This is a genomic window from Paractinoplanes toevensis (assembly GCF_018332695.1).
GTDB lineage: Bacteria > Actinomycetota > Actinomycetes > Mycobacteriales > Micromonosporaceae > Actinoplanes > Actinoplanes toevensis.
The window spans coordinates 1-20,196 of the sequence record NZ_BOQN01000097.1; the positions used below are offsets into that span (position 1 = coordinate 1).

Consider the following 20,196-nt stretch of genomic DNA (forward strand, 5'->3'; position numbering starts at 1 on the left):
ACCGTTCGTGGCACAGTCCCGTCGATTTTGGCGCGCGCTCGACGGGGTTTGCACCGGTGAAGTTTATGTACCATCGGGTGAGTTCGACCCTGTTGTGCAGGCCCAGTCGGGCGCTGAGGTTGGTGAGGTGGGTGTCGACGGTTCGATGGCTTATCCGCAGGCGTCGGCCGATTTCGGAGCTGCTGAGTCCCTGAGCAACGAGGTCGACGACCTCGAGTTCTCGAGGGGTAGGTCCGTCTTCGGTAGAGGCGCGTGGGCGTCGGGATGTGGGCTCGTTGAGGGCGTGGCGGATGGCGTGTTTATGTGAGTGTTTGCCTGCGGCTGCCTCTCTGGTGATGGTGCTCTCGTCGAGGTGCTCGGCGATGCGGGCGCGGGCTTGTTCGCGCCGGGCGGCTAACGGTCGTAGTTCGGACAGTAGGACGCCGAGCTTTTCTTGGCGGGCCATCGCCGCGCCGAGGAGCCACGCGGCTCGCCGGGCTTGTCTTTCGGGTTCGGGGTGGTCGTGTAGGCGGGCAGCTGTGATCCAGGCGGCTAGTTCGATACTCCAGGTTTGCCCCCATTGATCGCCCATGTCCCGTTGTAGTTGCAGGCATCGGGCGATCGCCGTGGTGGCGCGTTCGAGGTCGTCGCAGCGCAGGGCTGCCAGTGCAGCCGCCCACAACGCCCAAGAGATGGCCCATGGCGCTGCGGCTTTTTCCGCTTCGTCGAGGTACCGGTCGGCGGCGTTCTCGGCAGCGTTGGGCTCGCCAGCGAAGGCATACGCGATGGACCACATCATGGTGGCCATGTGCCGGTCGCCTGCGGTGGCAGGGTCGGTGAACTGATCGCGGGCGGCGGCGAGCAGTCCGATGGCTTCCCGGTGCCCGGCGAGCAGGGCGTCGCTGCCGCCGCGAGTGAACAGCAGCGGCGGGTTGGCGGGGAGGTGGTGGGCGCGCAGCCATGTGTCGGCGCTGCCGAGAAGGGTGCGAGCGGTCTTGCGTCTGCCTTGAGCAGCGGCGATCCAGGCGGCGGCTGCGGCGGTGGCGGCCAGGTCGCTGGCCTCGGCTGGTTGGTCGGGATTCGGGTTGGAGGCGTCGATCGCCCGTTCCAGTTGGTTGAATGCCAAGCCCATGAATCCCCAGAAGAAGGGTGCTCGGGTGCGGGTGAGGTCGCGGGCGAGGGCTCTGGCGGTGGCGAGGTCGCCGTCGGTGATGCTGTGATCGATCGCGTTGAGGATCTCGCGTAGTTCGCGACGGACTGATGCGAGTGTTTCCAGCTCCGCAGGTCCGAGCCAGGTTGCGACCGCGTGTTCGAGCCAGCGGCGGTAGTGCGCGCGATGCCGAGTGCGGACGGCCAGGGCTTCCGTGGAGGCGGCCAACCGGCGCCGGCCGTAGTCGCGCAGCGTGTCGAGCATCGTGTAACGAGAAGGTTTGGCAGTGGTGTCGACCGTGATCACAGACTTGTCGATCAGTCCTGCGATCAGGTCGACCACCGAAGCCTGGTTGATGTCATCGCCGGCAATGACTGCTTCGGCCGCCGCGAGGTCGAAGGTGCCGGCGAAGATTGAGATGTGGGTCCACGCCTGCTGTTCCTGGCGCGTGCACATGTCGTAGGAGAGGTCGACGACCCGACCGAGCGTGGAATGCCGTTCGTCGTTTCCGTGTGCTGGGGCTGTGAGTAGACGGAATCGATCGTCGAGCCGGTCGATCAGTTCCTGCACGGACAGGGTGCGGGTCCGGCCTGCGGCCAGGCGGATCGCCAATGGCAGTCCGTCGAGTCGCTGGCACAGGCGTTGGATGGCGTCGGTGTCGGCGAGGCTGGCAGGCGGTGAGCCGGCGGCGATGGCTCGGTCGGTGAACAGGTGGACCGCGTCTCGGGTCGACAGTGGAGGTACAGGCATGGTGCGCTCACCGTCGATGCCGAGTGGCTGCCGCGAGGTTGCCACGACCCGCAGGTGGCGGGTGGACCGCAGCAGTTGGCTGACGAGGTCCCGGGTCCGCGGCAGCAGGTATTCGCAGCTGTCGACGATGAGCAGGGCTCGCCTGTCGTGCAGGTGCGTACGCAGAACTTCCAGCGTGGCGGGTCCGTGCCGGCGTAGGCCCAACGCCAAGGCGACGTGGGTGTAGAGCCAATCGGCGGAGTGGTCGTCGCCTCCTTCCAGTTCGCCGACGTCGATGATCCAGGCACCGTCGGTGAACTCCGTTCGCAGGTGGCTGGCGATCCGCTGGGCCAGGCGGGTCTTGCCGACTCCTCCGGGGCCGGTCAGGGTCAGTAGCCGCTCACGGCGCAGCAGCTCCGCGGCGGTGGCGAGGGCATCGTCGCGGCCGACGAATACGGCGAGGTCCAACGGCAGATTTCCGTTGTCGATGGTTTGGCCGTTGCGCGTTTCGTTGCCCACGACACCTTCCTATGTTGCTGGCCGGACTTCGGCGGCGGAACGGAGACGTGACGACGCGATGGGCGTTTTGACGTCCACCCGTTTCGAGCCGCACGCCCAGGGTTCAGCATGGGCCAGTTCACGGCAGGGAAGATGTGGCCTCCGCGGAATGGCCCAGCCAGAGCGTTTCAGAAGCTCTTTCGTTTTATCGCATCGACGTCGATCACGCTACGGCGGGAAATTTGCGCTCTCGCATGAACGTTCCCGGAAAAGCGTCACTTTGAAGGTGTGACTTACGCCATGTCGCGTGACGAGTGCTAATACTTGCGTCCGAGCCCGGCCCATGAGCCGACGACGCGGAGCGGGAGGTCCGGGGTTTCCGGGCGGGGTCGCCAGTGGGTGTTGGGTACGATCCCCGGCTCGATCACCTCGAGCCGGTCGAACAGCGTCGAGATTTCGTCCTTGTCGCGCATCCAGAAGTCGCTGCGGCCCTCACGACGCATCTGCTCATGAGCGGCGGTCACCTCTGCTGGCGAGAAGTCACTCGTGGCGTGGGTGATCGCCAGGAAACTGCCCGGAGCCAGGGCGTCCATGAGTTGTTCGACCAACTGTTTGGCGATGCCGACACCGGGGATGAAGTGCAACACGGCGATGAGCATCAAGCCGACAGGTTGTCGCAGGTCAAGGGCTTCGCGCAGTTGTGGGTTGCTCAGGATGCCGGCTGGGTCGTTCAGGTCCGCCTGGATGTAGGCAGTGCGGCCCTCCGGAGAGCTGGTAAGCAGAGCGTTGGTGTAGGCCAGTACCAGGGGATCGTTGTCGACGTAGACGATCCGAGCCTCCGGTGCCACCGCCTGAGCAACCTCGTGGGTGTTGCCGGCGGTCGGCAAACCCGTACCGATATCGAGGAACTGCCGCACATTTTCCTCGGCTGCCAGGTAGTGGACCATGCGGCGCAGCACGTCCCGGTTTTCCTGCACGCCCTTGCGGATGTCCGGTTCCAGGCGCTCGAACTCCGCCGCGGACTCGCGGTCAGCCGCGAAGTTGTCCTTGCCCTCTAGCCATACGTTGTATCGCCGTGCAGGGTGAGCGACCGAGGGCTGGAAAACAGACAGCCGCGCTTCGAGATCGCTCAGGGAGAGTGGTTCCCCCGCTTCGGGTGCGCCCCGCGGCGCACCTTCGGCGGAAGTCTCCGCAAACGGATGGGGGTCGGCCGTCGCTGGGACGTCTGCGTCACGGCCAGGTTCTTCGTGACTAAGCCTTCGGTAGGACTCGCGGTCCATCCTGCTGGCCTGTCCCTGGGCAGTGGCGAACCATGATCGCCCGGGGGACTCTTGTTTGCCGACCAGGCCGAGGTCCGCGAGTTTGCGCAACATCGTGTTGAGCTGGCCTTCGCCGGGTGCGCGTCCGGTCAGCGCGGCTAGGTGGGGGCGGATGTCGGCGTATCGGAGCGGCTTGTCGGCGAGAACCGTCAGGATGTGCTCGTACCACGGGTTCCTGATCATCAGCGCGAGAGTCTTCTCGGCCCTGCGGTAGGTCTTGCGTCCGAGTCCGACCCAGGCGTTGACCAGATTCAACGCTGGATCGAGGTCGTCGGGTTCGGGGCGCCAGCGCGTGGTGGCAACGATGCCGGGATCCACGATCTGCAGGTCCTCGAATAACGTGGCGATCTCGTCACGGTCGCGCATCCAGAAGTCGCTGCGGCCGGCGCTGCGCATCCGGTTGTGCTCGGCGATCACCTCGGGCGCCGAGAAGTCGTCGGTGACATGGGTGAGCGCCAGGAAGCTGCCCGGAGCCAGGGCGTCCATCAACTCCTCGACCAGCGGGTTGGCTGCCCCCTTCCCCGCGATGAAGTGCAGTACACCGAACAGCAGTAGTGCCACCGGCTGGGTGAGATCCAGAGTCTCGCGCAACCGGGCGCTGGAGAGGATCGTGGCGGGGTCGCGGATGTCCGCGTCGATGTACGCGGTTCGGCCTTCTTGGGAGCTGGTGAGCAGGGCCTGGGCGTGGACCAGCACTAACGGGTCGTTGTCGACATACACGATCCGGGCGTCCGGCGCCACTGCCTGAGCAACCTCGTGGGTGTTGCCGGCGGTCGGCAGACCCGTTCCGATATCGAGGAATTGGCGGATGCCCTGCTCTGCGGCCAGGTAACGCACAATGCGACCCAGTACGGCGCGGTTGGCGCGCACACCAACACGCATGCCCGGATAAACCTTCTCCAGGGCATCACCGGAAGCACGGTCCGCGGCGAAGTGGTCCTTACCGCCCAGCCAGTAATCGTAGCGGCGCGCCGGGTGCGCTACCTGAGGATTGAACTCACGGAAATGGTGGGCCATCTCGCGTCGCTGCGCCCGGACACGCTGGCGGCTGCCGTCGGTCGGCGGGCCAGTGGGCTCGGCAGCTTCAGCCGTGCCCGCCCCACTACGAAGCGCCCATAGCCGGTCAAAGTAGTCACGGTCCTGCTTGACGTGTTGACCGGTCGAGGTGAGTACCCAGGGCGCTTGCTTGCCGGCGCCCTCCTTGACTATCAGTCCGAGGTCTCGCATCTGACGCAACGCCCGATTGACCTGTCCTTCGCCTCGTGGCGGCTCAGGCTCCGTCAAGGCCATCAGGGCCAGTTTGATCTCGACGTACTGCTTAGGACTGGTCGCGAGCAGGTCCAGGATGGGCCGATGCCAGGGCTGGACTGCGACCTCGTTCAGGATGTCCGGCGATGAATCTGAGCGTGCCTTATCCAACGACGTGTCCCTCCTCCGCCGCATGGTGCCTGCCCGCTGTCAGCGGAGGAAGTCTCTCACAGCCCGTATTGGAGTGGATACCGCCCTTTGTCGATCCCTGCCCGGAATCCGCCGGACTTATATCGCGGCTGGACGGACGGCCCGCACAAGACGCCAGCCTCATCTACGTAGACGGGAGAGGTGGTGCTACGTAGATGATCGGATGTGCCGCCAACAGGCGTCTACCACACTCGCCTCGAGGAACCACGCTGTTGCCGGATTGACGGCACCAGGGCGTGCCTCTTCTGTCGGGAACGATGGTGTGGAAAGGGAACAGCATGACCGCGGGCACCGCTCACGAACACGAACATGCAGTTCGGACCTTTTATGACGATGGCCCTGGCGGCGATGGCGCCGGAAAGGCCTACGTGGCGCTTATGGGCGACATCTGGCACCACGGCGACGCCGGCGTCGAGAACGACGGCGGTTCGCCGCGCGAAGCGGCATTGGCCATGCAGCGACGACTGATGACGCTGGCTGGCATCGTTCCGGGTCAGCGTGTGCTCGACTTCGGCAGTGGGCCGGGCGGCGCCACGTGTGCGATGGCTCGCACGACTGGCGCGACCTTTGTCGGGGTCTCCAATACCGAGACTCTCAACGAACGGGCGCGCACGCTGGCGAAGGCCCGGCGCCTTGATGGGCAAGTCAGCTTTGTCACCCTGGGTGACCAGGACTATCGCACCCTGTTGGCGTGGCCGGACGGAAGCTTCGACGCGGTCGTCTTCCTCGAATCGGTGTGTCACCTCACCGACAAGCAAGCCTTCTTCCGCGCCGCGCACCGCGTCCTGCGGCCTGGTGGCCGGCTGGTCGGACTGGACTGGCTGCAACGCCCCTACGGCGGCTACCAAACGGCGGAGCAGATCGAACAGATCATTCGCCCGGTCTGTGAACACATTCGACTGGCGGGGCTTGGCACGCTTGATTCGTACGTCGCGATGATGACCCGCGCTGGTTTCACGGTCAGCCATGCCGAAGACGAATTCGCCGGCCGACAGTGCTGGGGGTCGACACCACCACAGGATCGACAAGCTTGGTTGACCTACAGCGATCTGTTTCGTACCGGCAAGCTCGTGCTGGACGCCGCTCGGCAAGCAGGGGTGTTCACCGTCGGTTGGTGGGCGGCCACCCGCCCGCTTGACTAGCGGTGGCACCGCCATCACCGGCCCATCTGGGTGCTGATCCGACTCCTGCCGCGCCTTCTGCCGCCACTCAGCGGACGCCCTCACCCGCTTCTCTGTTAGCGCAGCCGGGGGCCGTTGGAACAATCCGTCATTAACCGAGCAGACACGGGACCGGCGGACCGCGAAGGGCTGCGCGCGACGACCGCGTAGACCCTCACCGCCGATCGTGAGGACAAGGAGCTGTCGTGGAGTTGGCAGGCGACACCGAGGAGGAGCCGACGCGTCAGCCTGCGGCGCTCACGGGAGGCGAGCGGCTGAAATACCTGCGAGCACAGAGGAGATGGACACAGCCGCAGCTGGCACGTCGCTTTCAGGCGGTCGGAGCGTGGTATCTAGGCGCCCCGAAGTGGACCAGCTCGCTGGTGTCGATGATCAGTAAGTGGGAGGGGGACACCGTTGTTCCCGATTCCTACAACCTGCACATCCTGGCTGAGGCACTCAATGTTCGGGTTACCGAAGTCGGATTCCCGGTCGATCCGCACTACGTGCACCCACCGCGGCGCGCGACGCCGCTACAGGCCGATTGACCGTAGCCTGCTCAGCGTCGGACGCATCTCACTATGCGTCCAGCGCAATGTATTACCAATACATCCATTGTAGATACAGCCGACAAGTAATGACAATAGACCGCATATCGGATCGCTGCCAGGCTGATTATATGAGTGATCAACCTTTCGAGGCAGCCCGGGCACGTCAGGAATACGCGCGGCCGGCGGCCGGCCACCGCGCAGATCAGGCGCGAGCAGATGCGACCGTAGCGCTACCAGCCACCGGCCCGGCGCGTCTCTGCGGACCGCGCTTACCCCGCGAGGCCGGCGTGACCGCGGCAGCGCGGCGGGTCTCGCGCCTGCTCGCCGCGCTGCCCGGCATCCGCGTCCCACCCCCGGCCGGGCAAGGTCTTCTCCAGGCACGGCCGGAGCGCCGCACGCGTACGTCGCGGCTGCTCGGCGCGCGTTGCCCGTTGTTACCGGCGATTCTTATCTGACTGGTGCACCGCCGAGCGAAGGCCGTCGTGACGGTGCGCGGGGAGCAATCGCTTGCATCGCCGATCCGTTACCCGTCTACGACGCGCCGGCCGGAGTCCCGTTCGCGGTCATGACCGGTGAGCCGGTACATCTACCGGTCATTGATCAGCGACCGGGATGGGTGCGAGTGCTGCTGCCTGGGCGGCCGAACGGACTGAGCGGATGGATCGACACCGAGCTTGTCGGCATCATCACCGCCCGCTACGACCTGCGGGTGCAACTGGGTGAGGGGTACCTGTACGTGCGCTTCTGCGGTCGGAGTCGCCGTTGGCCGCTGACCGTTCGTGACAGCAGCCCCGCCGTCCCGCTTGGCCGTACGTATGTCCTAGCCGGCCCTGCCGGACGCCGCACGGAGGGTCTGCTCCTCGCCGCGCATCACGGTGATGCCGCCGGCAACGTCCAAGTCGGCGGCGAGCGCGGGAGCGGCACCTTCATCGTGCCCGCCGCGGCACTCCCGACTCTTGCCCGGGTCGAGCCGGGCACCATGGTGCTCATCCGCTGCTGATGGATCCCCACATCCTTCGCCGAAGCGGTCACCATGCGCTCCGCCGGGCGTCGGCCTGTCCACAACAGCGCCTCGGCGAACCCGGCAATGTAACTACAGGCGACAACACGTGACAAGACATGACAATAGCGTTGGGAACGGATAATGGTCATGCTTGAACTCATGACAGATCAGCCCATCCGTACCGCCACAAAGCGAACCGCCGGCATGGCCTCAATAGGTGAACCTGTCACACGGCCGGCCGGGCAGGATGACCCCGCAACTCGCCGGGGCAGTCGGGGCCTGCCTGCCCGTGGCGACGGTGCCGGTCTGCGGTAAGCCGCGATCGGCCACGGCCACCAGAGTTACGCGGGCACAGCGCCGGCGTGGCTCCGGAAGTCTCACCGAACCCGCCCGCGCAGCGCCTGTCGCTCACGTCGCCGGGCTCCGCCGTGTCCGCGTCCGCATCTGACTCATCTGACGTAACCGCCTCTCTTTTGTCCGTCCAGGAAGGACATGATCGTGAAGACCACCACTGTGTTGCTCGCCGTTGCCCCGATCGCCGTTGCGGCGCTGATCACCGCCCCGGCGTCGCCGGCACTGACCTGCGTGGCAGCCGAGGCTCCGGCGTCCGCCGAGACGTTGAAGTTCACTTCCTCCGCCTTCGTCGCGAGTACGACAACCGGCGCCGAGGTTTCCTTCGACCGGTTCGCCGTTACGGGATCGAGTGGACAATCCCGGGCTCACCCGGCGTCTTGGCTCATCGTGACTTCGGCCCGCGCCTGCCTCTGACCGGACGCCGTTCTGCACCTGGCGCGATCCCAGAGGAGCCGCAAATGCACGCCATTGATAGACCGAAGGTGATGGCCGCGAGCCCTGACGACCTCCCCGATCTGGTCGGGCTGGCCGTCGCATATGAATGGGACTCACCAGCAGCGGCATGGCTGGTCCCCGATGTCCACAGCCGGCCCGGGGTACTCATGGCCTGGTATGCGATTCAGGCTGAACAGGCGCTTCGCCATGGCTACGTCGACATGACCCGCGACCGGCGCGCCGCCGCATTCTGGCTCGACCGGAGTCGGCCGCATCGCTTGCCAGGCAACCACCTACGGCGGGTGACCGCGACCTGTGGCCGGTATGCGATGGTGCTGCTGGACTACGAGCAGTTGCTGGTCCGGCATCAACCCGCCACTGGGCATCTACGGCTCGTCACGCTCGCCGGCGACCCGTGAGCAGCAGCCACCTTGCTGACGCACCGGCACGACCACCTCGACACAGCAGGCATGTCTGCGTACACGATGGCACCCGGCCCCGAGCAATACCGCGTCCTGACCGCCGCCGGCTACCTACCAGCTGCCCCGTGTCGACTGCCCGGTGGCCCGGACGTCTGGCCGCTACAGCGTCTGCCGGCACTGACACCACTATCAGCCGGCCCGCGACAGACACCACAACCAGCCGGCCCGCCACAGACAAGTCCGACCCGCTCATCCGGCTGAGCCGACCCTTACCCATGGCAGCCGGTTCGGATACCCCGCCCACCTCCGGAATCGACCACGCCGCACACCACGACCAAACCCTGAGGGTGGCACCGGAACCCCCAGCAGGCTCTGCCCAGCGGTGGCCGGGCAGACCCCGGATCACTGCATCAGCCGCCGGTTCACAGGTGGCTCCTGCCTTCGGTCGGACGCTGCCAACGCAGAACCGAGGCTCCTGATCGCCGCCGGGTACCAGGCCGGACTCCCCGCGCCGGCCGCCCGGCGGCCCACCACCCAACCGCCCAACTCGACCCGCCAGCACCAGACCGGCGGGGGTTGAGCTCTGGCACACGCTCTCGGCACGCGGGCCAGCCGATCACTCCACCACCTCACCCCTCTGGCCTTGCCATGCCCGGATTCTGCCCCCGGCAGGTCCAGGCCATCACGCCTGTACACCGCGACCTGCGGTGCACGTCTCACGAAGGAGCTCATCATGCGACTCGACCCGTTCGATCCCGGTTGCGGCCGGGACCCGGCCGCCACGTGGCGGCGGCTACTCGGCGAGGGCCCCGGGGTCTGCCTCGACCCGGGCCTGGGACTGTGGATCGTCGCAGGGTACGACAACGTCCGTGACGTGCTCGGCGATGCTCGCCGGTTCGGCACCGCCGCGACGCTGACTCCGGTCACCCCGCTCACCGGGGCGGCACTGGCGCTGCTGACCAGCGTGCACATGACGCCGGGCGTCGTAACCAGCGATCCGCCCGAGCACACCCGGCTGCGTTCGGTGTTGCGTTCGGTCATCCCAGGCACTGCCGGCGCGGTGCGCGAGCGGTGGCTGCCGGTAGTGCGGCAGCGCGCCGAGCAGATGGTCGATGAACTCAGTGAGCACGCCACCGTCGACCTGGTCGATCAGTTCAGCCGACGGCTGCCGTTGCTGGTCATGCTCGACGTGCTCGGCCTGCCGGCCGAGGACGCGACGATGATCGACCACTGTTCGGCCGCGACGGTTGAGCTGATCTGGGGCCGGCCCACCGCCGCGAAGCAACTGCCCGCCCTGTACCGGTTCCTGGAGTTGCGCGAATACTGCCGCGCGCTGGTCCGGGTGCGCCTGACCACAGCGCGGCCGTCGCCGGGCGTCCTGGGTGACTTGCTGACCTATCGCAGCGGCAACGAGGCCCTGTTGTCCGTCGAGCAAGCCACCGCCCTGCTGTTCGACCTGCTGACCGTCGGTTTGACGAGCACCGCGGCAGCACTCGGGCACGCACTCGAACACACGCTCGCCGACGCGAAGCGATGGGGCCGCGTGGCCGGCGACCCCCACCACCGGACCACCCTGATCGAGGAATCGCTGCGCTACAGCCCCGGCACGGACGGCTGGCTGCGGCTGGCTACGACCGACACCGTCATCAGCGATGTCACCATCCCCGCAGGCAGCCGCTGCCTCGTGCTGCTCGGCAGCGCCGGCCACGACCAAACCGTCTACCCCGACCCGCACATCTTCGACCCGGCACGGGCGCGGCTGTCTCGACATCTGGCCTTCGGCTACGGCCCGCACCAATGCCTGGGCGCCGCGCTGGCCCGGCTCGTGCTGTCGACCGCGCTCGGCACGCTCGCCCGCCGGCTACCCGCGCTCCGCCTCGGCGCCGACCACACACGCCGGTTCCGGCCGTCGGTAGTGACCCGGGCGCACACCGCGATGCCGGCCACCACCGCCGACAGCCGGTGCCTCGTCCCGGACGGTCCCGCGGGAGCACAGCGATGACCACGGACTTGCTCTCGCCGCATTCTCCTGCCGCGACGTCCACCGGGGAACTGGCCGAACTCGACCCGTACCTGAACCAGGTACTGGCCCGGATCACCGTGGCGGACGCCACCAACATCGGCTATCCGCGGGCGATCGACATCGACTACGCAGCACTGGCGCCGTTCCTGCGGTTCATGCTCAACAACCCCGGCGAGCCACACGGTCCCGACCCGATCTACCCGCTGCACACCATGGACGTGGAGCGGCGGGTCCTGACCTGGTTCGCGAATCTGTTCGGAGCCGAGCGTGGCTGGACCGGCTACCTGGCGTCCGGCAGCACCGAAGGCACCCTGCACAGCCTGCGGCTGGCCCGCGCCAAGCTGATAGATCCCCTCGTCTTCTACTCGCGCGCGGCTCACTATTCCGTGCTCAAGGCGGCCCGGATCCTGGGGCTACCGGCCATCGCCGTCGATGCCGCACCGCACGGCGAGATGGACTACGCCGACCTGCGCGTCAAAGCCGCCCGAACCTCGTCGAGGGCGGCGATCGTCGTGGCCACCATCGGCACGACCATGACTGAGGCCATCGACTCGGTCCCTGCCATCCACGGCAGTCTCGACGACGCCGGGGTCGCGCGCCGGTGGATCCACGCCGACGCCGCTCTCGGCGGCGCTCCCGCAGCACTGACCGGCCGTACCGACTTTCACCTGACCCGCGGCGGCGCGGACAGCATCGTGACCTCCGGCCACAAATGGTGGGGCACACCGATCACGACCGCGCCGACTCTGACCGTGCACCAGCCGACAGGCGACAGCCGCCCGATCTCCTACATCGGTAACGCCGACACCACCATCGCCGGCTCGCGCAGCGGCTTGGCCGCCGTTGTGCTGGCCCATGCCCTCACCCGACACTCCCTGGCCGGGCAACGCCGGCGCGTCGAACAAGCCCGCGCGGTCGCCGGCTACGCCTGCCGGCGGCTGACCGCGATCGGCTGGCCGTACTGGCGCAACCCGGACGCCGTCACCGTGATGCTGCGTCCCCTGCCCGAACCCTTGACCAAGAAGTGGCCCCTGCCCGTCGACGGCGGCTGGAGTCACGTGATCTGCATGCCCGGAATCACCACCGACCACATCGACCACCTGGTCACCGACCTGCAAGGAGGATCTTGATGAAACCTCAGTCACCCGCACCATCGCTGTGGCCTGGGCCGCAGCCTTCCCCGCGGCGCGAAGCCGCCAGTTCGACCCCGGGTCGTCGCCCCGGCACACCAACCCGCTGCTGGTCATCATTACCGCCCTAGCCGCTGCCACGTTGTCACTGCTCGCCGCCGGCCCCGCGCAAGCCGCCACCTACCGAGACCTGAAGCCGGTGCGCTTCGGCACCTGCCTTACGCCCACGGCGACCGCTCGAAGCATCTACGCCAAGCCGTGCAGCACCACCGCGGCGCCATGCGGCAACTGGCAGATCATCATCGAGGGCTTCCTGCAACAGCCACCCGTCGTGGGCGATCAGGCGGCAATCGGGCAACTTCCTCAGCGTCGGCGGCAACGTGCGCAGCAGCTACTTCTCCATCAGAACCTTCGCGAACGGGGCGTGCGACCCGTGGACGTCCCGAAGGAAAATCTTGCCACGAAGGGGTTCTCCGATGAGCCGAACCGCTACGACAGACGGTCAACACGACACTGCCGCCCTCGTCAGAACGACACTTCCCGATCATCCTCGCGAATCGGAGGGTTTGACCGAGGGCCTCAAACCTCCCCCAGGCCCGATCGCAGATCGACCTGAGGCTGCCGGCGCAGCCAAACCGGCCGATGTGGACAATCTCAACACCGGTGACCCGCCGCTTTTGGTGGTGCGGCGAGACAACGAGCACCAGCCGGTATACGAACGCAGTGCAGGCAAGAGCTCAGACTTTGCAGGGGTACAAGCGACGATGAGCTCGTTAGATCTGCCGCAGTACGACGAGACCGAGAGGAGGATGACTCCGGGGGCACGGATTCATCGGGCGCGACTGGCCCGGCAGTGGTCGCTGCAGCAGCTGGCCTTGCATATGCGTCTTTACGCAGCTAAGCGCGGAGATCCCGCGCCGGGTGTGTTGTCATTGAAGCCCATGATCTCCCGGTGGGAACACGACAAGGCCAAGCCGGACGAGTACAACCGTCGCTTACTCGCGGCGGTTCTGCAGGTCACCGTTGCGGACCTGGATCTGCCGGAAGACCCGGATTTCATCTGGAACGACGGCAGCGAGCCGGGTGGATTGCCTGGCACAACCCGCATGCGCCCACGGTGACGCTGCGCTCCCTTGCGCCCGAGGTCGCGGCACGATGGCCGCTGGCCACAGCCGGGCGGCTGAAGCCATCTCATCGACACGCCCCGCATCACCCGTGCCCAGATGTGCCGGTACCGCCGACGTGGAAATGCACCTCGTCCCGTGTCCACAGCCGCGCACGGCACCCGGGCGCTCACCCTGCTCGCTGAGCGGTACCGCCATGATGACGGCCGCGGCGCGGGTCTGATCGGCACACCCCGAACGCCCTGCCAGCGCCGGCACGCAGCCGGCTGCTGCCCGAGACGCCCACCGCGCGAACGGGCGACTCCCTGACCATGCGGCCGCATGGCTGCCGCACCGTGCTTCGCGCCGCCCCTCAGCGTCGCGTCCGCACGAGCGGCTTGGTCACTGCGCAACCGGCACCTGGCACCGACCGCAGGGCGCCGTCACAAAACCAGCTCAGCGCTGCTGACAGCAGGGGCGCCCGGCCGCTGACGCATGTCACCGTGCCGGGATACAGCCACGCCTGCCTCTGATCCATCGATGTGCGCACGCCGTAGCGACTGGGCGGTCTGGCACCACGAGCGCCCCGCTCGACAACACCCGACAACCCTCGACAACTTCCCTGCCGCCACCCGGCCCGGCATCGTCAAACAGGTGATCAGCGCCGACGGACGCGCTGGGAACGCCGAGGGGGCCGTCTCCCGGCGCACGTCCATCGCCGGCGGACGCACCGGTTGCGGCATCGGCAACCGAGGTGCGGATCACCTCGCCCCGCGACCGGGGCGAACCCCTGTGCCGGGCGGCAACTGACTCCGCCGCCCGGCACAGGCCATCCGGCAGCAGCTGAACCGCCCTTTCCAGCCCGCGGGCAGCAAGCACCCGGTCTCAGGTGCTTCTCCCGTCCCGCGTCGGTGAGCAGCCGACATCCCACCAGGCCTCCACATCGAGCGGTCGCCGATGGGCCACCTCGGTGCCAGAACCCGGACCGGCCAGGCGGCCCACCAGACCCGCACACCGGCGCCAGCTCCGCACGGCAACACCCCGCCGAGCACCCACCATCCACTCCTTCAGGAGCACAGCAGATGACCAAGACCCTCACCCGCCTGGCCGCCATCGCCGCCGCGGCGCCAGGCCTGACCCTGACTGTCGCCACACCCGCACTGGCCAGCGCCGACAAGAGCAAGGGCGACGCCTACGCCAGCTGTATCGCGGTCAACGGCAAGGCCCTGCACGTCAACTCGATCAACAGCCGTGTCGCGGCTACTGCAGCTACGGCACCGCCTGCGCCACCGTCGGCTGACCCGCACGGGCGAAAGGCAGCGGTCGGTGATGCCGCCAGGCATCACAGGCCCCGAGCCGGCCCCGCACGCAAGGCCCTTCCGCAGCCGCCGTGACCCCCTTGACCCTTCCGGGGAGACCTTCCATGACCAGCGCCACCCCACCCGGGCCGAGCACGACCCCGGCCATACTGCGCCGCTATCGACTCGCGATCAGCCTGATGTTCGGCATCGCCGGCATGACCATCGGCACCTGGACCGCGCGGATCCCCGCGATCCAGCACAACATCAAAATGGCCGACGGCAAGCTGAGCATCTGCCTGCTCGTACTCGCCGTCGGTGGCCTGCTCGGCATGCGCGCCGCCGGCCGGTTCATCGACCGACACGGCAGCACCACCGTCCTGGTCCTACCATCGCTGACCCTCGGCGGTGCGCTTCTCTTCGCCGGCCACGCCCCGACGTGGACGATGCTGGCTGCTGCCCTGCTCACCTTCGGCGTCCTGCACGGCACCCTCAACGTGAGCATGAACGCCGCAGCGGTCTCGTGCCAGACCGCGTACGGGCGGCCGATCATGACCTCGTTCCACGCGCTGTTCAGCATCGGTGGTGTTGCCGGTGCCCTGCTGTCCGCCGCCTGCGCGCACATCGGCCTCACCGTGGCCGACGCCTTCGCCGCCGTCGCTGTCGCGTCCACCGCTACGGCGGGATGGGCGATCCACCGACTCACACCCGCCCCCACCTCAAACGCGAAGGTCCAGGAGTCGACAGCCACGGCCGCACCCGGGCGGCGCCGGCCCCGAGCCCGCATCCTGCTGCTCGGCATGCTCGCCTTCAGCGCGTTGATCAGCGAAGGCGCCGCGGCCGACTGGGCCAGCACCTACCTCACCCGCCTCGGCGCGACACCCGCCCTGGCCGCCATCGCCTACGCCGCCTTCGCCGCGAGCATGACCCTCGGCCGGCTCATCGGCGACCGCCTCACCGCCGCCATCGCACCCGCCGCCCTGCTACGCGGCTGCGGCCTGATCGCCGGCGGCGGCCTCGCCCTCGGCCTGATCGGCGGCACCCCGATCACCGCGATCGTGGGTTTCGCGAGCCTCGGCGCGGGCCTGTCCTGCGTCGTCCCGTTGATCTACTCCACCGCGGGCAACCTCGACCCGGCCCGACCCGGCGCCGCTTTATCGGCCGTAGCCGCATTGGGCTACCTCGGCTACGTCACCGGGCCAGCCATCATCGGCGGCGCCGCCACGCACATCAGCCTCGGCAACGCCCTGCTCATCCTCCCCGCCCTCGCCACACTGCTGGTCGTCGCCGCCCCGGTCGTGCACCACAGCCGCGGCCGACACCACCGACCGACAAACGCCCGCAGGCACAAAACGCCCCTGCCGGCCGCAACCGACGACATGACACGTCCCACCCGCCAGATCCGCACGCCCGAGTTCACCACCAACCACCTCGACCACCCGGTCACCGACCTCGAAGGAGCCCTCCGATGAACACCACCCTCACCCGCACCGCCTCGATCGCCGACGCCGCCGCGGCCACTGCCCGCCACGACAAGGCCAGCAGCTCGAACCGGGTCGTCGCACGTACCCGGCGCCGCACCCCCCTGCTGATGATCATCGCCGCCGCCATCGCGGCGGCCCTACCCCTGATGGGCGCCACCCCGGCGCAAGCCGCCACCTACCGAGACCCGGCTCCCGGCGCGGGGACGATGTCGGCCCTGGCCGCGTCGGGCTGCCGGGCCTCGCCGTACTCGTTCCACTTCGAGGGCTACGGCAGCCTGGCCTTTCCGGAGGACCCCACCGGCCAATACAACTACTCGGTCACGCCGGTGCTGAAGACCACCACCCAGTGCAGGGACATCAACGTCAAGAACACGACCAAGGGGAAGATCCGCGTCTGCGTCATGTTCGGTAAAACCAGCAACACCTGCAACTACCAAACCACCATCGCGGCCGGCGCCTGGGCGAACGCGGCCACCAACGTCAAGGACAACACCTACTTCCGAATGCGGGCCGGGATCCTGTACAACACCTCCGGCTGGGCGACCGGCGCGACCGGAGTAGCCGACTTCTGAGCCTGTACGCGCTCACCGGAGTCCCGAGACAGGCGGCAGGGATGCCGTTGCGGTTCGCAGCGACATCCCTGCCGCCCAGCCCAGGAGCGCCAATCTGGTGGGCCCAGGCCAGCTGTCCTTGGGCGAGCGGACTGGCCCCACGAACGGTTGGCAGAAATCCGCCGATCGCACCGGACAAGCGGCAGAGGAAGCCTGCAATCAATCACCGCACAGACTGGCTCGACGAACGTGCCACCGGGGCAGCTGACTGTCCGCACCGAGTGGACCGAACAGGACCGCAGAATCGAGGACTGACCCACCGGCGACCTGGCGTCACAGGGCCGGCGCGGGGAGCGCGTCGCCCCGTGCGTAGGGCGTGCATGGCGGCTTTCTCCGCAGCGCACCAGTGGGGTGTGGGATTGCCGCGGAATGCCTCAGCAGTCGCGGCCAGAACGGCGAGCGAACGCGCTCACTCGGTCAGGGGATTGACCCCCATCAAACTTTCTTGGTAGCACGTTGAGGTGCGACACCGGGCTGACGCCAGTCGGGCAAACGACGACCATGACAGCGTGAGGAGCATCGTGATCCAGACGTATGTGGCGTACGGCTACCGCCTCGGCGGACCCAGCAACTGGGCCTTCAAGGGTATGGCCCCGTCAGACCGCCTCATCACACCCTGGTACGACGAGACCGACCCGACCCATGATCTCGCAGCGCGCGCCACCGACGAACTCGTGAACGGGTTCTTGAACCGTCGGCCGAACGCACAACACCGTGCCGCGTACGAGGCCCAGACGCCGACTATGTTCGACACGGCGATCGAGGTGTCTCCACCGGACTGGACTCGCGAAGCCAGCGGCGAACCTACCCTCGGCCGGCATCTCGCGCCGTCCTCTCCCTTACTCGATCTTGATCGGCCCACACCCGGTCTCTACGTCCTGGTGGTCAACGACTCCGTCAGGCACCTCGACGCCGAGGAGGACGCCCGCTATGACGAGAGCGAAGACGACGAGCCGTTCGAGATTGGTGACTTGCGTATCGATTGGGACAGCCTGCTCGACGCCGCCCTCACAGAAGTCGGTCTGCAGATGCCCTGCATGCCCGACTGGTTCTGGTACCGTACCAGCTTCGCTGACTAATCCATCCCGGCCCCTGCTCGGCGGCCGGGTCCAATGCGCGGTCAGATCGAGCGGGATTCATCGCGAACAGCACACGACGCCGTAGCTGATCGAACGCCCGGAGAAGGCCGGAGTGCGAGTTGCACGCCGGCCCTCTCGGTCCTAGATGTTGGTGTTGGATGCCCAGAGCGGACGGCCATCTGGCGCGTAGACGACGACGTTTCGGTCGTCTTGAATCTTCAGCGAGCTGCCGGTGGTAGCAGCCGTATTGGTCGACCAAGCTGTGGAATTCGTGGGATTGCTTATGACGAACGTTCCGTCAGCTTTTGCTTCGAGGTAACTGCCGGTCTGACCGTAGGTGCCGCTTGCCCAGACGGCCTGTGTTCCGTCGTACTCGACCAGGTTTCCATCGAGCTGCATGACGAGCACGTAACGCCCGTTCGACGAAGTCAGTTGCTCGCCGGGGTTGAGGCGCTCCCCGGCGTGCAGGGTGTCGCCGTGCGCGGAGGCGGGTTCGGCCGGCCTGCCGAGCACAGTCTTGATGGCGCTGTTGGTGCCGGCGCCATCTGCGATCGCAAGCTGGTCGTGGTCGGCAGCGATGCTGGTGACGTTTGTCAGGCCGTGGTCGAGGATGAGCTTTTCGTAACCCGTGTTCTTGTCGATACGGATGAGCAGCGGGTAGGTGTCGCCTGTCCTCCACAAATTTGCGTACAGGTAGCCACCGACGGACAGCAGTGCGGTGGGATTACGCCCGACTGTCGCGACTGGTGCGATGGACTTGCTGACCCGCGAAGCGGGATCGAACCGGATCAGTCGGTCGTTGTTGATGACCCAGACATAATCGCGGTCGGCAGCGATCGCGCCTGTGAGGCTCGGGTCGAGCACGGCACTGGCGCCGGTGTTGAGGTCGACGCGGGTCAGTCCGCCGTAGCTGTTGTCGACCGCATAGAGATAGCGGCCGGCGATCGAGATTGAGGCGACGCGTGAGCTGAAGTTCCCGGAAGTGGTCAGCGACGTTACTGCCTTGGTAGTCGGATCAATCCGGCGAATCCCGCAGGCGTCGGTGGCATAGATGAATCGCCCATCTGTGCCCACCACCTTCAGCGGCGCGTAGTCGGTCCGGAATTGGGCAGCGGTGTCGTTCGGGAAGCTTCGGCAGGAGTCGGTGGCGGTTTCCTTGCCGGTCAGCGGAGTTGCCGTTCCGCTGCTGTTCCCGATTTTGACGATGCGGTTTCCGTCAGCCGTGTAGGTGGTATTGCCGATTACAGCGACACCGTTGGCGCCGCCTAGCTTGTTGGTATCAGATCGCTGAGAGAGGGAGCCGGCTTCCATCACGGGGTCGTCGGCGGGTGCCGGGTATGCATAGGCGGCAGCAGGTTGCACTCGCTTCAGCGACGCGCCGTCGGCGGTAAGGTCGGTGACATAAAACTGGTCACGGTCGGCGCTGATACCGGTGATGTTTTCGAAACCGCTGGCCGCGACGACTGTGGTATTACCACCGACTGTTGAGACCCGCATGAAGATGGGGTAGACGTCGCCCGGGTTCCACTGGCCGAAGTACAGGTCCCCAGCGCCGTAGAGCATGGCCGTCGGGGTATGGCCATTTGTTGCCACTGAGGTGCTCACCGTGTAGGCATTTCCGCTCGACCGGTCGATTTCGAGCAGGACCGTTCCGTTCAGCACCCAGACGCGGGTGTCATTAGCGGCGATTGCCCCAGAAATGCTTGAGTTGATCAGAGTGCTGGCTCCGGAATCAAGGTCGATCTTGGTCAGACCGCCGTTGGTGTTGTCGACGGCATACAAGTATTGGCCGCCGATAGCAACGGATGCGATTCGTGAGCTGAAGTTACCGGAAACGGTCAGCGAGGTCACTGCTTTGGTGGTGGGGTCGATGCGGCGGATGCCACAGGCGTCGGTGGCGTAGATGAATCGACCGTCGGACGCGACCACTCGCAGAGGCGCAGAGTCGGTCCGGAACTGTGCGGTGGCGTCGCTCGGGAAGCTTTGACAATAGTCGACAGCCGCCACTTTTCCGGTTAGCGGTGTCACTTGTCCGCTGGCGTTGTCGATCTGGACAATGCGATTTCCGTCTGCCGTGTATGTGGTGTTACCGATTACCGCAGCGCCGTTGGCACCGTTCGGCTTCGGATCAAGGGGCAGATCCTTTACGGAACCATTTTCCATCGTCGGGTTCAAGTTTGCGCTGGGATAGCTGGCCGTAGGTCCACTTGTGATGACTGCGACACTCGGCGCGCTGCTCGCCGTGTCAGATATGTAGAGCTTCTGCTTGCCGTCCGTGGCGATACCGCTGATGTCGACGACCCCGTGGCTGATAACCGCGAACGCGGCGGTTCCGTCAGATTTCGCAATTCGAGTCAGGCCCGGGTGGGTGTCGCCAGGTGTCCAGATGTTGGCGTAGAGGTAGTCGCCG

At 66.8% G+C, this 20,196-nt stretch carries 14 protein-coding genes and 1 pseudogene; 11 read left to right on the forward strand and 4 right to left on the reverse strand.

From position 1 onward, the window contains the following. Both Ato02nite_RS37240 and Ato02nite_RS52890 read right to left on the reverse strand, forming a co-directional pair. A partial coding sequence (locus Ato02nite_RS37240; protein WP_213011394.1) for an ATP-binding protein occupies nt 1–2,377 on the reverse strand: 2,377 nt, incomplete at its 3' end. A gap of 296 nt (nt 2,378–2,673) precedes the next feature. Beyond that, the gene (locus Ato02nite_RS52890; protein WP_307854182.1) at nt 2,674–5,094 is read right to left on the reverse strand and encodes an SAM-dependent methyltransferase; all 2,421 of its coding nucleotides are present in this window, start codon (nt 5,092–5,094) and stop codon (nt 2,674–2,676) included. A 317-nt stretch (nt 5,095–5,411) separates the two neighbouring features. On the opposite strand from Ato02nite_RS52890, the gene Ato02nite_RS37255 reads away from it, so the two are divergent. From Ato02nite_RS37255 to Ato02nite_RS37265, 3 genes are all read left to right on the forward strand, one after another. Then, nucleotides 5,412–6,275 (forward strand): SAM-dependent methyltransferase, encoded by an 864-nt coding sequence (locus Ato02nite_RS37255; protein WP_213011395.1) that lies wholly within the window; start codon nt 5,412–5,414, stop codon nt 6,273–6,275. Between the two features lie 224 nt (nt 6,276–6,499). After that, on the forward strand, nt 6,500–6,841 hold the full coding sequence (locus Ato02nite_RS37260) for a helix-turn-helix domain-containing protein (RefSeq protein WP_213011396.1): 342 nt from the start codon (nt 6,500–6,502) through the stop codon (nt 6,839–6,841). Between the two features lie 568 nt (nt 6,842–7,409). After that, the gene (locus Ato02nite_RS37265) at nt 7,410–7,844 is read left to right on the forward strand and encodes a hypothetical protein (RefSeq protein WP_213011397.1); all 435 of its coding nucleotides are present in this window, start codon (nt 7,410–7,412) and stop codon (nt 7,842–7,844) included. A gap of 452 nt (nt 7,845–8,296) precedes the next feature. Here the strand turns inward: Ato02nite_RS37265 and Ato02nite_RS37270 are convergent, their stop codons facing one another. Beyond that, nucleotides 8,297–8,476: a hypothetical protein gene (locus tag Ato02nite_RS37270; RefSeq protein ID WP_213011398.1), complete on the reverse strand. Its 180-nt coding sequence runs from the start codon at nt 8,474–8,476 to the stop codon at nt 8,297–8,299. Nucleotides 8,477–8,659: 183 nt separating this feature from the next. Between Ato02nite_RS37270 and Ato02nite_RS37275 the strand changes: the two genes are divergently transcribed. From Ato02nite_RS37275 to Ato02nite_RS37310, 8 genes are all read left to right on the forward strand, one after another. Further along, on the forward strand, nt 8,660–9,055 hold the full coding sequence (locus Ato02nite_RS37275) for a hypothetical protein (protein WP_213011399.1): 396 nt from the start codon (nt 8,660–8,662) through the stop codon (nt 9,053–9,055). A 736-nt stretch (nt 9,056–9,791) separates the two neighbouring features. Then, nucleotides 9,792–11,060, forward strand: coding sequence for a cytochrome P450 (locus tag Ato02nite_RS37280; RefSeq protein ID WP_213011400.1), 1,269 nt, complete (start codon nt 9,792–9,794; stop codon nt 11,058–11,060). Beyond that, a complete protein-coding gene (locus tag Ato02nite_RS37285) occupies nt 11,057–12,211 on the forward strand; it encodes a pyridoxal-dependent decarboxylase (RefSeq protein ID WP_213011401.1) in 1,155 nt (384 codons plus the stop codon). The genes Ato02nite_RS37280 and Ato02nite_RS37285 overlap by 4 nt, the downstream gene beginning before the upstream one ends. 476 nt (nt 12,212–12,687) lie before the next feature. Then, nucleotides 12,688–13,332: a helix-turn-helix domain-containing protein gene (locus tag Ato02nite_RS37290; protein ID WP_213011402.1), complete on the forward strand. Its 645-nt coding sequence runs from the start codon at nt 12,688–12,690 to the stop codon at nt 13,330–13,332. Between the two features lie 1,064 nt (nt 13,333–14,396). Next, nucleotides 14,397–14,708, forward strand: a complete 312-nt coding sequence (locus tag Ato02nite_RS37295) for a hypothetical protein (RefSeq protein ID WP_213011403.1) — start codon at nt 14,397–14,399, stop codon at nt 14,706–14,708. Between the two features lie 29 nt (nt 14,709–14,737). Further along, complete coding sequence (locus Ato02nite_RS37300) at nt 14,738–16,084, forward strand: MFS transporter (RefSeq protein WP_213011404.1); 1,347 nt, start codon at nt 14,738–14,740, stop codon at nt 16,082–16,084. After that, entirely contained in the window at nt 16,081–16,668 is a 588-nt protein-coding gene (locus tag Ato02nite_RS37305; RefSeq protein ID WP_213011405.1) for a hypothetical protein, read from the forward strand. The genes Ato02nite_RS37300 and Ato02nite_RS37305 overlap by 4 nt, the downstream gene beginning before the upstream one ends. A gap of 548 nt (nt 16,669–17,216) precedes the next feature. Continuing rightward, nucleotides 17,217–17,786, forward strand: a complete 570-nt coding sequence (locus tag Ato02nite_RS37310) for a hypothetical protein (RefSeq protein ID WP_213011406.1) — start codon at nt 17,217–17,219, stop codon at nt 17,784–17,786. 141 nt (nt 17,787–17,927) lie between these two features. Here Ato02nite_RS37310 and Ato02nite_RS37315 read toward each other — a convergent pair. After that, nucleotides 17,928–20,196 (reverse strand): annotated as a pseudogene (locus Ato02nite_RS37315) (hypothetical protein); the annotation flags it as partial.

Coding starts and splice junctions, on each gene's coding strand:
- Ato02nite_RS37255 (WP_213011395.1), top strand. CDS start 5,412: ATGACCGCGGGCACCGCTCACGAACACGAACATGCAGTTCGGACCTTT.
- Ato02nite_RS37265 (WP_213011397.1), top strand. CDS start 7,410: ATGACCGGTGAGCCGGTACATCTACCGGTCATTGATCAGCGACCGGGA.
- Ato02nite_RS37275 (WP_213011399.1), top strand. CDS start 8,660: ATGCACGCCATTGATAGACCGAAGGTGATGGCCGCGAGCCCTGACGAC.
- Ato02nite_RS37280 (WP_213011400.1), top strand. CDS start 9,792: ATGCGACTCGACCCGTTCGATCCCGGTTGCGGCCGGGACCCGGCCGCC.
- Ato02nite_RS37285 (WP_213011401.1), top strand. CDS start 11,057: ATGACCACGGACTTGCTCTCGCCGCATTCTCCTGCCGCGACGTCCACC.
- Ato02nite_RS37290 (WP_213011402.1), top strand. CDS start 12,688: ATGAGCCGAACCGCTACGACAGACGGTCAACACGACACTGCCGCCCTC.
- Ato02nite_RS37295 (WP_213011403.1), top strand. CDS start 14,397: ATGACCAAGACCCTCACCCGCCTGGCCGCCATCGCCGCCGCGGCGCCA.
- Ato02nite_RS37300 (WP_213011404.1), top strand. CDS start 14,738: ATGACCAGCGCCACCCCACCCGGGCCGAGCACGACCCCGGCCATACTG.
- Ato02nite_RS37305 (WP_213011405.1), top strand. CDS start 16,081: ATGAACACCACCCTCACCCGCACCGCCTCGATCGCCGACGCCGCCGCG.